This is a genomic window from Candidatus Thiopontia autotrophica (assembly GCA_014384675.1).
Lineage (GTDB): Bacteria > Pseudomonadota > Gammaproteobacteria.
Map to the genome: position 1 here is coordinate 36,128 of JACNFK010000025.1, position 10,414 is coordinate 46,541.

Sequence of the window (10,414 nt, forward strand, 5' to 3'; positions counted from 1 at the left end):
CTATTAATCCAGACTGTTAAGTGTCCGAGTGTCTGAGCGCAGCGAGTTTTCGGACACGCTGGATTAATAGAAAAATATCAGGATAGAGACAACTGCTGAAGGAGAAGTACAATCCAGAACCATATTTACAATTGTGCTAATTCTACAGTGAATAGCGCTCTTTGAAATAGTTTCTTGCTTGGTCCGCATCTCTCAGAATCTGCTCCTTCAACAGATCAAAAGAGTCGAACTTCTGCTCATCCCGGATCTTCTCCAGGAAATCTACCGATACATGACGACCGTAGATATCGTCTTCAAAATCGAATAGATGAACCTCAAGAATGGTTCTTGTGCCGTTAACTGTGGGGCGAGTCCCAACATTGGCAACCCCCGCAACTGGCTCGCCCTCAATCCCGAACATCTCTACCGCAAATACCCCATCAACAGGAGATATCTTGCGATGAAGATGAATATTTGCGGTTGGGAAACCGATCAGGCGCCCACGCTTATGGCCATGCGCCACTCTGCCGCACATTCTGTAGGGGCGACCCAACAGTTTCTCTGCCTCATTCAGATCCCCATCGCAAAGAGCCTTGCGCACCCGTGTGCTACTGACTCTCTCACCGTCAAGCTGGAAGGTGTGCATATTGACCACCTGGAAGCCATGTTTATGACCGGCCTCCTGCAACATTGTGAAATTTCCTCTGCGTGCCTTGCCAAAACAGAAGTCATCCCCCACCACCAGATACCGAATTCCAAGCCCCTCCACCAGGATTCTCTTGATAAACTCCTCTGGCTCCATCTCCGCCAGCTCTCTGGTGAAATGGATGGTAAAGATACGATCTATGGCCAACCGCCGCAAAGCCTTCATCTTCTCACGGAAGCGGGTCAGCCTTCCCGGACAGTTGGCTGGAGAGAAAAACTCCTGCGGTTGTGGCTCAAATGTTATGACTACTGCTGGCAGACCCATCTCATCCGCCTTATCTGCCAACTCCCCCAGAACATGGTGGTGACCAAGATGTACGCCATCAAAATTCCCAATGGTAGCAACAGAGCCGTGATGCTCTGGCTTCAGATTATGTATTCCACGTATCAATTCCATTGCCACATTCTACCGTTTCTGGAACTGGGTTGGTCTGATACCGAGAAGAAAAAGTGTGGAGAAGTAGAGCAGTGCCGCCCCCACAACCTCCCCCCCCAGCACCCCAATCCTGGTCCACAGTGGTGCATCCTGCCAGAATCCACCATGAGGGGCGACCATGTAGAGAAAGAGAACCATAATCGAGAGCGCTACGGTAATCTGCATGATCAATCGTCTCCAACCGCTGAGCGGGTTATAGACTCCACGTTGACGCAGCCCCCGATAGAGTAGCCATCCATTCAGCAGGGAGGAGATGGCAGTGGCCAGAGCAAGCCCCGCATGTGGCGCATGGTAACCACCCATTACCATTGCACCAACAAAAATCAGGTTCATCCCCATGTTGGCAACCATCGCAATCACCCCGAACTTGACCGGAGTTCTGGTGTTCTGCTGAGAGAAGTAGCCGCTAACCAGTACCTTGACCAGAATAAAGCCAACCAGCCCAAGCGCATAGGCCATCAGACTGACCGAGGCCATCTCCACATCAAACAGGGTGAATTCACCGCGCTGAAATAGCAGAGAGAGCATTGGCTCTGCCAGAATAAAGAGGCCCGCACTGGCTGGAACCGCAATCAACAAAACCAGCCGGAGTGCCCAGTCCAGTGTCTGGTTGAAAGAGTCATGATCCCTTGCTGCATACTGCCCGGAAAGTTTTGGCAGAATAACTGTTGAGAGCGCAATCCCGAAGACCCCGAGTGGAAATTCCATCAGGCGATCGGAGTAGTAGAGCCATGACATGCTGCCGGCAGTAATCAGGGAGGCTATCACCAGATCCAGCAGCAGATTTATCTGCGCAACCGAGGCCCCAAACAGGGTTGGCAACATCAGCCTGAGGATCTTTCTAACTCCGGAATCACCCCAACGAAAGCGAGGGCGAGGCAGCATGCCCAGCTTCAGCAGTGGTGGAATCTGGAACAGTAGCTGAACCACACCACCAATCAGCACCCCCCAGGCCAGAGCGGTAACCGGCACATCCATAAGCGGAGAGAGCCAGATTGCTGCACCGATCAGTGAGAGATTGAGAAAGACCGGGGTGAATGCAGGGATGGCAAAACGTCCGTAGGTATTGAGAATTCCGCCCGCAAAGGCAGTCAGTGAGATCAGCAACAGATAGGGAAAGGTGATTCGCAACATTCCAGAGGCGAGCTCAAAACGGTCTGTCTCCTCAACAAATCCTGGCGCAAACAGCATGATAAACAGTGGCGCAGCAACCACACCGATAGCGGTCACCAGCAGCAGAACGCCTCCCAGGGTCCCAGCCACCGCATCAGTAAGCTGGCGAACCTCATGCTGCTCCCCCGTTGACCGCTTCTCCGAGAGAACCGGAACAAAAGCCTGGGAGAAGGCACCCTCGGCAAAAAGCCTGCGCAGGAAATTGGGGATCTTGAATGCGACCACAAAGGCATCCATCATCCCACCAGCACCAAAGTAGCGGGCAAAGACAATATCGCGCACCAACCCCAAAATACGGGAAATCGTGGTCATCAGCCCCACAACCATGGTGGATTTCAGTAGTTTATGGCTCAAAATGCGATTTTCTTTGAAAAAATTGAATCATACCAGTGATAACAATTGACAGTTCAAGAGAAAACGAAGAAAATACGCGGCTCATTTTTTGAATTGCTGTAGAAAAGCAGCAAATTACACAGTTATATATTCTCAGGAGAGATACCTTGGCAAATTCCCCTCAAGCTCGCAAACGTGCTCGTCAGGCTGACAAAAAGCGTAACCACAATCAGGGACGCCGTTCCATGATGCGCACCTCACTTAAAAGGGCAATAGCTGCCATTGAGTCTGGCAATCGTGAAGAGGCTGAGACACTTTACAAGAGCGCATCTTCTGCACTTGATATTGCTGCGAAGAATGGCCTGATTCATCGCAACAAGGCTGCCCGTCACAAGAGTCGTCTGAATGCACATATTCGTGCCATGTAATGGAGACGATTCATCCGAATCATAAAAAACCGGCATCTTAGCCGGTTTTTTTATGATTCGGGTGAATCCTTGAAAAAGTAATCGCAACCTCACACGAGCAGCCGTCTGTGGCCTGGACGGCCACAGTCGAGCGACACAGGGATGTGCTTGAGCGTGCTGCATGGGTGAGGTTGCGATTACTTTTGCAAGGAGTCATACCAACACCATATTGTCCCGGTGGACAATCTCCTCCTCATCTACGTAACCCAGCATAGCCTCAATCTTATCACTCGACTGGCCCATAATTTTACGAATGTCCTCTGCCGAGTAGTTCACCAGACCGCGGGCAATCCCATCTCCTGAACTGCTCTTGATCGAAACCAGATCGCCACGCTGAAACTCTCCCTCAACCTCAGTTACACCTACAGCCAGCAGACTTCTTCCCGAGTCTCGCAATACACGGACCGCCCCATCATCCAGAATTAATGATCCACATCTCTGCAAATGGCCCATTAACCAACGTTTACGGGCATCCAGCTGCCTGGCTCCAGCAAGAAACATGGTACCAATCTGCTCATTGTTGAACAGCCTTACCAAAACCTGGTCCTCACGACCAGGAGCAACTACTGTTGTAGTGCCGGAGCGTGCGGCAAGACGTGCTGCCCCAACCTTGGTCGCCATCCCTCCCCGGCCCAGACTACCGGCTGAATCTCCTGCCATCTCATCCAGAACAGAGTCATCCGCAGCAACCACATCCAGCAGTTTTGCCTCTGGATTAAGCCGTGGATCACTATCGTACATGCCCTGTTGATCCGTCAAAATCACCAGTAAATCAGCCTCAATCAGGTTGGCAACCAGTGCAGCAAGAGTATCGTTATCCCCCAACCTGATCTCGTCAATTGCCACCGTATCGTTCTCATTAACAATTGGAACCACCCCCATCTCAAGCAGGGTACGGATTGAACTTCTGGCATTCAGGTAGCGGCTACGGTTGGAGAGATCATCATGAGTCAGAAGAATCTGTGCAGTATGAATTTCGTGTTTTGAAAAACATGACTCATACGCCTGCACTAACCCCATCTGTCCAACAGCTGCTGCAGCCTGCTGTTCATGTATGGCATGAGGACGTTGTGACATTCCCAGCCTCTTCATCCCCTCGGCAACAGCACCGGATGAGACCAGCACAACCTGCACTCCAGACTGCCTCAGTACAACAATCTGCTCAACCCACCGCCTGATTGCTGCACTATCCAGCCCCTGACCATTATTGGTCAGAATTGCGCTCCCCAGTTTTACAACACAGAGCTTTACCCTGGACAGCCTCTCTCTGCTCTCATCCATTATCTAAATTATTCCGTCTGCTTTTCCAACGAGTCCATAATCGCATAGACCAGCTCACTAGTCCCCTTTTTATGTAGTGCCGATATACGGAACACCGGGCCGCTCCAGGAGAGTTGTTGAAGGATATCATCACAAATCTCTTCTCGCTTGTCGTCTGGCAACAGATCAATCTTGTTCATCACCAGCCAGCGAGGTAGGGCCGCCAACTCTGTACTGAATTTTTCCAGCTCCAGCTCCACCTTTTTAAACTCATCAACAGGGTCTACAGTCCCCTCTGCTGGGGCAACATCAAGCAGGTGAAGCAGAACACGGTTACGTGACAGATGCTTGAGGAACTGAATCCCCAATCCTGCACCCTCTGCGGCCCCCTCAATTACCCCGGGGATATCTGCCATCACAAAACTGCGCGAGGCATCTACCCTCACCACACCAAGATTAGGGTGGAGGGTGGTGAATGGATAATCCGCCACCCGTGGGCGAGCTGCAGAGATGGCACGAATAAGTGATGATTTTCCTGCATTGGGCATGCCCAACAACCCAACATCTGCCAACACCTTTAGCTCCAACCTCAGAAACCGCCTCTCTCCGAGCGAACCATTTGTTGAGCGTCGAGGAGCACGATTGGTACTACTCTTGAAACGCACATTACCCAGCCCATGAAAGCCTCCCTGGGCAACCAGCAAGGTCTCTCCATCCTTTACAACCTCACCAATCAGTTCATCAGTATCATCATCATAGGCGAGAGTCCCGATAGGCACCCGCACAACCCGATTATCTCCTTTGCGACCAGTCTTGTCTCGACTCATGCCGTTCTGCCCACGCTCGGCACGGTGCATGCGCTTGAAACGAAAATCAGCCAGGGTGTTCAGCCCCTCATCACCCTGCAGATAAACGGTACCTCCGTCACCACCATCGCCACCATCAGGTCCGCCACGGGGGATATATTTTTCACGACGAAAACTGACGCAGCCATTGCCTCCATCGCCTGCCTCTACCCGGATTGTTGCCTCATCTACAAATTTCATCGTCTCTACTCAGCTCTCTCTTCAAACAAAAAAGGCCCCGTACTACGGAGCCTTTTCTACCACCAACAGATTTAAGCTGTTATGCGGGATATACGCTCACAAACTTGCGGCTTCTCGGACCCTTGACCTCAAAGGTAACCACACCATCCGCCTTAGCAAACAGGGTGTCATCTTTACCACGTCCAACATTTACTCCAGGATGAAAATGGGTACCACGCTGGCGAACCAGAATGTTTCCAGAGATCACATCCTCACCACCAAAACGCTTCACACCTAACCGCTTGGACTCCGAATCGCGGCCGTTTCTGGTACTACCGCCTGCCTTTTTATGTGCCATATTACTTCCTTAGCCTCTAAATTAATGCGCCAACTTATGCGCTTATGCTATCAATCTTGATCTCGGTATAGGACTGACGATGTCCCATCTGCTTACGGTGATGTTTACGACGACGGAACTTGATGATCTTGACCTTCTTGCCACGACCATTAGATAGAACCGTTGCAGTAACCTTGCCACCATCAACCAGAGGTGCGCCAACCTTGATATCGTCACCATCAGCAACCATCAAGACCTGATCAAACTCAACACTACCACCCTCTTCAGTGCCCAGCTTCTCTACCTTAAGGGTCTCACCCTCACTTACACGATACTGCTTTCCGCCAGTTTTGATTACTGCGTACATCCTGAAACTCCACATGTTTGGTACAAGACGGCTGACCCCGATACAACAGCAGAAGTCCACCTATCCATAAAAGAGGCGCGATTTTACACTTATGTCTGAAAATGGTCAAACGCATTTCTACAGAAACATCTGCTAAAAACTTGACCCATCAAACCCTAGACCATACGATTTGCAGGTTTTTCCATATAACAAACTATTACAACCAATACTTGACCAGAAGCTGTGGCTAAACTTTCTACCTTTAAAGAGATTCAGGAGCTCATCCAGGATGACCTCAAGGCTGTTGATACCCTGATTATTCAACGCCTTAAATCCGATGTAGTGCTTATCAACCAGTTGGGGCACTATATTGTTGGTGGTGGTGGAAAACGGGTACGCCCCATGGTTATGCTGCTTGCGGCACGTGCATGCGGCTCAACAAGCAGTGATGCTGTCCAGCTAGCTGCGGTTATTGAATTCATCCACACTGCAACCCTGCTCCATGATGATGTGGTTGATACCTCTGAACTACGACGTGGAAAAGAGACAGCCAATGCAGTTTTTGGTAACCAGGCCGCTGTTTTGACAGGTGATTTCCTCTACTCTCGTGCCTTCCAGATGATGGTCGAGGTACAGCAGATGCGGGTGATGGATATACTCGCAGATACCACCAATGTAATAGCAGAGGGCGAGGTACTGCAGCTACTTAACTGTAACGATCCAGACACCACAGAAGAGCGTTACTACGAGGTGATATATCGCAAGACAGCCAAACTGTTTGAGGCTGGCGGTCAGTTGGGGGCTGTGGTTGCAAACCAGAGCCCAGATATTGAGAGTGCCTTGATGGAGTACGGAAGACATCTTGGCAACACCTTCCAGCTGGTTGATGACGCACTTGATTACAGCTCATCAGCAGAGGATATGGGGAAAAATGCGGGGGATGATCTTGCTGAAGGGAAACCAACCCTCCCACTAATCCACGCCATGGAGAGTGGAACAGCAGCGGAGAGAGAGTTGATTCGTGGTGCGATTGAAAATGGTGGAGAGAGACAATTTGATACCATCATGGAGACAATCCATAATACCAATGCAATTGAATATACTCTCGATGCGGCAACAGCTGCTGTCAACAAGGCAACAGCTGCTGCGATGAAACTACCTGAATCTCCATACCGTGATGCACTAATCTCGCTTGCTGAGTTCACTCTTAAACGTTCATATTAGAAAACAGACACCCCTTTCACTGACTATCTGTACGGGTTACTATGAAGCCACCAACTAGGAGGATAGAGTCATGTCAGAGAGAAGTGAGCAGTCCGGGTTTACCCTGATCGAACTAATTATAGCTATCGCAATCATTGCCATTCTGGCAGCAATTGCCATCCCGTCATATACTCAATACACAACCAAGGCTCGCTACTCTGAGGTGGTGCTCGCCGCGCAACCAGTCAAAATGGGAGTTGAACAGTGTTATCAGGTACGTGGCGCCCTGGCTGACTGTGATGCTGGCAGTTATGGGGTACCGGCCAATGTATCTGGTATCTCAGGTGCCGTGAATACAATCGGCACAATCAACGGGGTGATAACTGTTACCCCCGATGCTGCCAACGGCATTTTGGCAACAGACACCTATGTTCTTACCCCCACCGCTGCCTCTCCAATGACCTGGGTTGCGAGCGGTGGTGGTGTGACTAACGGCTATACGCAGTAACTACTCGCCCCACAATAGATACTTTTGAGGAGAGAAAGACCTCTATTGTGGGGAGAGTAGTTATGATAACGGCTGACCGATCCTAGAGGTCACCCTCATGTGCTGCCAGATAGGAGGCGACACCATCTGGAGTTGGCTTCATACCCTCCTCTCCATCCTGCCAGCCTGCAGGACAGACCTCACCATGCTCTTCGGTAAACTGTAGTGCATCTACCATACGCAACATCTCATCAATATTTCTACCGAGAGAGAGGTTGTTTACAACCTGATGCTGAACCACGTTTTCCTTGTCGATAAGGAATGAGGCACGCAGAGCAGGGGCACCACCAGGTACCTGCACACCGTAGGCCTTGGTGATATCCTGTTTCATATCCCCAACCATGGTGTAACCAACTGCACCGATGCCACCATCATTGACTGGGGTATTTCTCCAGGCGTTGTGGGTCCAGTGAGAATCGATAGAGACGCCAATTACCTCAACATTGCGCTTGGCAAATTCGGCCAGACGGTGGTCAAACGCCAACAACTCTGACGGACATACAAAAGTAAAATCAAGGGGATAGAAGAAAACAACGGCATATTTACCCGCCTTTGCCTCATGTAGATTGAAATCTGCCTTAACCTCACCACTACCTAATATGGATGGGGCTGTAAAATCTGGTGCTTCACGTCCGACTAGTACGCTCATATGGAACTCCTTGTAGTTTTATACCTATAGCGTTAAAAAAGATAAAAATCATATTTCTGGTGGGTGAATCATAACTCAAATAACCCGCCTGTCAAGACCTAGTAAAAGGGTCAAGTATTAAATCTATTTAGAGGGAGAGAAAATTCCTCGGTACCCCATGCATGCCCATAGACCACCTCCCAGGTTGCAGAGATCCTCTCTCTTCCGCCCTGCATCTCTCTATATATTTGATCCAGCTGACTTATTTTCGCTCTACCGGTAAGACCACGTGGCCTCCCCTCATTTACATTGGTTGCACCCAACCCCTTGAGGTCACCCATAAGTGTCATTACATCTGGATAGGTGAGCTCAAAACGGTCGACGCTGGTGACCGGCTCAACAAACCCGGTGTTTAACAACAGGTCACCAATATCATGAAGATCCACAAAATGGTTTACGTGAACCATGTCATCCACCCCTGTCCAACTCTGACGCAACTCAGTCAGTGTATCCGTACCAAGGGTAGAGAACATCAACAGCCCTCCCGGGCGCAACACCCTGCGAAACTCCTTAAATAGTGCAGGCAGATCCTGGCACCACTGCAGGGTAAAATTGGAGAATATAAGATCCATGCTACGGTCAACCAGGGGGAGCTGGATAGTATCCGCACAGAGAAACTGCTGCCTTGATCCGCCTGCAAAACGACTCAACAGACTCTTGCTCTGTCGCGACTGCCTGCGAGCCTCAAGCAACATGTTATGGGCAATATCAAGGGCAACAACAGTGCTCTTGCCAAACCTTTTCTCCAGAGCCCTGGCGCAATATCCGGTACCTGTACCGATATCAAGAATGGCCTGAGGAGTGATGTTTGTATACTCAAACTGTTCCAGCATCCGCTCGGCAACCTCTCGCTGCAACAGAGCCACCTCATCATAACTTGAGGATGCCCTTTCGAAGTTTGCACGGACCAGGCTCCTCTTCAGGTTATGGTTCTGGGCATGAATACCCATTTGCTCATCTGCCAAAACGTATAACCTCTTCCATAAACTGCTCTCTGTGGCTAAGAAATGGGGCATGTGCAGCCCCCTCTATCACCGTAAAAGTACCTGATTCCATCTGCCCTGCAGCAATCTCACCTGCCGAATATGGAACCAGTTGATCCCGCTCTCCCATTATCCAGTGTGCCGGTTGTTTTATAGAGCCAAGATATGGGCGCAAGTCAGTCTCATTGAGAACCTGCAGACCCGCCTCCAGAGTTCCGTTCAGAGGTGGCTCGGAGAGTGACAGCTTGAGCTTTTTTATTAACTCTCTGCTCTCACCAGACATCTTGGCCCCCAACATCTGCAGGGTGAGAAAACGGCCAATGGTGGTCTCCCTTGAGCGGATAAGGGCCTTGCCAAAATCATCAAGCACCTTCTGCTTGATGGCCTCTCTCCACCCCCCTCCCTGCACAAAACGTGGAGTTGACCCAACCAGAATAAGCTTTGATACCTTATCCGGCCAATTCAGCGCCGCCTGCAGCGCCACCTGTCCACCAAGTGACCACCCCAGCCATACTGCACTCTCCGGCACCTGTTCTGCCACATCCTCTGCCATCTCGCCAAGAGTCATACCCCCAACCTTGGGACGTGAGCGATACCCAGGCAGATCTATCACGGTAACGGCAAAATTGTTTTGCAGTTCTGGAAGCAGAGAGTCCCATACCGACCCATTAAACCCCCAGCCATGGAGAAGAATTAATGGCTGCATCTGTCAAGTGCCTCCAGAAGCCTGTCGACATGCTCCTCTGTATGTTCTGCAGAGAGAGTAATACGCAGACGAGACGACCCCTCAGGTACTGTTGGTGGACGAATGGCTGTTACCACAACTCCCTGCTGCTGCAATTTGGTTGAGAGTCGCAGCGCATCCTCTGTACTGCCGGCCAGCAGCGGCTGAATCGGTGTCTCCGATCTCATCAGATTAAATCCAAGCTCAG

General features: G+C 50.5%; 13 protein-coding genes. 3 read left to right on the forward strand and 10 right to left on the reverse strand.

Features of this window, described 5'->3' with window-relative positions; all coding sequences use genetic code 11:
- Positions 1 to 142: 142 nt before the first annotated feature.
- Positions 143 to 1,081 (reverse strand): bifunctional riboflavin kinase/FAD synthetase, encoded by a 939-nt coding sequence (gene ribF / locus H8D24_04590; protein MBC8519670.1) that lies wholly within the window; start codon positions 1,079 to 1,081, stop codon positions 143 to 145.
- 9 nt (positions 1,082 to 1,090) lie between these two features.
- Positions 1,091 to 2,647, reverse strand: a complete 1,557-nt coding sequence (gene murJ, locus H8D24_04595; GenBank protein MBC8519671.1) for a murein biosynthesis integral membrane protein MurJ — start codon at positions 2,645 to 2,647, stop codon at positions 1,091 to 1,093.
- Between the two features lie 146 nt (positions 2,648 to 2,793).
- Between murJ and rpsT the strand changes: the two genes are divergently transcribed.
- Entirely contained in the window at positions 2,794 to 3,054 is a 261-nt protein-coding gene (gene rpsT, locus H8D24_04600; GenBank protein MBC8519672.1) for a 30S ribosomal protein S20, read from the forward strand.
- 192 nt (positions 3,055 to 3,246) lie between these two features.
- Here the strand turns inward: rpsT and H8D24_04605 are convergent, their stop codons facing one another.
- From H8D24_04605 to rplU, 4 genes are all read right to left on the reverse strand, one after another.
- The gene (locus H8D24_04605) at positions 3,247 to 4,374 is read right to left on the reverse strand and encodes a glutamate 5-kinase (protein MBC8519673.1); all 1,128 of its coding nucleotides are present in this window, start codon (positions 4,372 to 4,374) and stop codon (positions 3,247 to 3,249) included.
- Positions 4,375 to 4,382: 8 nt separating this feature from the next.
- The gene (gene cgtA, locus H8D24_04610) at positions 4,383 to 5,399 is read right to left on the reverse strand and encodes an Obg family GTPase CgtA (protein MBC8519674.1); all 1,017 of its coding nucleotides are present in this window, start codon (positions 5,397 to 5,399) and stop codon (positions 4,383 to 4,385) included.
- Positions 5,400 to 5,478: 79 nt separating this feature from the next.
- Positions 5,479 to 5,736 (reverse strand): 50S ribosomal protein L27, encoded by a 258-nt coding sequence (gene rpmA, locus H8D24_04615; GenBank protein ID MBC8519675.1) that lies wholly within the window; start codon positions 5,734 to 5,736, stop codon positions 5,479 to 5,481.
- Positions 5,737 to 5,770: 34 nt separating this feature from the next.
- On the reverse strand, positions 5,771 to 6,082 hold the full coding sequence (gene rplU / locus H8D24_04620; GenBank protein MBC8519676.1) for a 50S ribosomal protein L21: 312 nt from the start codon (positions 6,080 to 6,082) through the stop codon (positions 5,771 to 5,773).
- 222 nt (positions 6,083 to 6,304) lie between these two features.
- Here rplU and ispB point away from each other — a divergent pair, with 222 nt between their 5' ends.
- A complete protein-coding gene (gene ispB / locus H8D24_04625; protein MBC8519677.1) occupies positions 6,305 to 7,285 on the forward strand; it encodes an octaprenyl diphosphate synthase in 981 nt (326 codons plus the stop codon).
- Between the two features lie 70 nt (positions 7,286 to 7,355).
- Positions 7,356 to 7,772, forward strand: a complete 417-nt coding sequence (locus tag H8D24_04630; GenBank protein ID MBC8519678.1) for a prepilin-type N-terminal cleavage/methylation domain-containing protein — start codon at positions 7,356 to 7,358, stop codon at positions 7,770 to 7,772.
- Between the two features lie 82 nt (positions 7,773 to 7,854).
- Here H8D24_04630 and H8D24_04635 read toward each other — a convergent pair whose 3' ends face one another.
- The 4 genes from H8D24_04635 to H8D24_04650 all read right to left on the reverse strand — a co-directional run.
- Positions 7,855 to 8,460 carry a peroxiredoxin gene (locus H8D24_04635; protein MBC8519679.1) on the reverse strand — a complete coding sequence of 202 codons (606 nt, stop codon included), beginning with the start codon at positions 8,458 to 8,460 and terminating at the stop codon, positions 7,855 to 7,857.
- A gap of 110 nt (positions 8,461 to 8,570) precedes the next feature.
- Complete coding sequence (gene bioC, locus H8D24_04640; protein MBC8519680.1) at positions 8,571 to 9,464, reverse strand: malonyl-ACP O-methyltransferase BioC; 894 nt, start codon at positions 9,462 to 9,464, stop codon at positions 8,571 to 8,573.
- Positions 9,454 to 10,188: a pimeloyl-ACP methyl ester esterase BioH gene (bioH, locus tag H8D24_04645; GenBank protein MBC8519681.1), complete on the reverse strand. Its 735-nt coding sequence runs from the start codon at positions 10,186 to 10,188 to the stop codon at positions 9,454 to 9,456. Before bioH ends, bioC begins: the two co-directional genes overlap by 11 nt.
- A partial coding sequence (locus tag H8D24_04650; GenBank protein ID MBC8519682.1) for an aminotransferase class I/II-fold pyridoxal phosphate-dependent enzyme occupies positions 10,176 to 10,414 on the reverse strand: 239 nt, incomplete at its 5' end. The genes H8D24_04650 and bioH, both read right to left, overlap by 13 nt.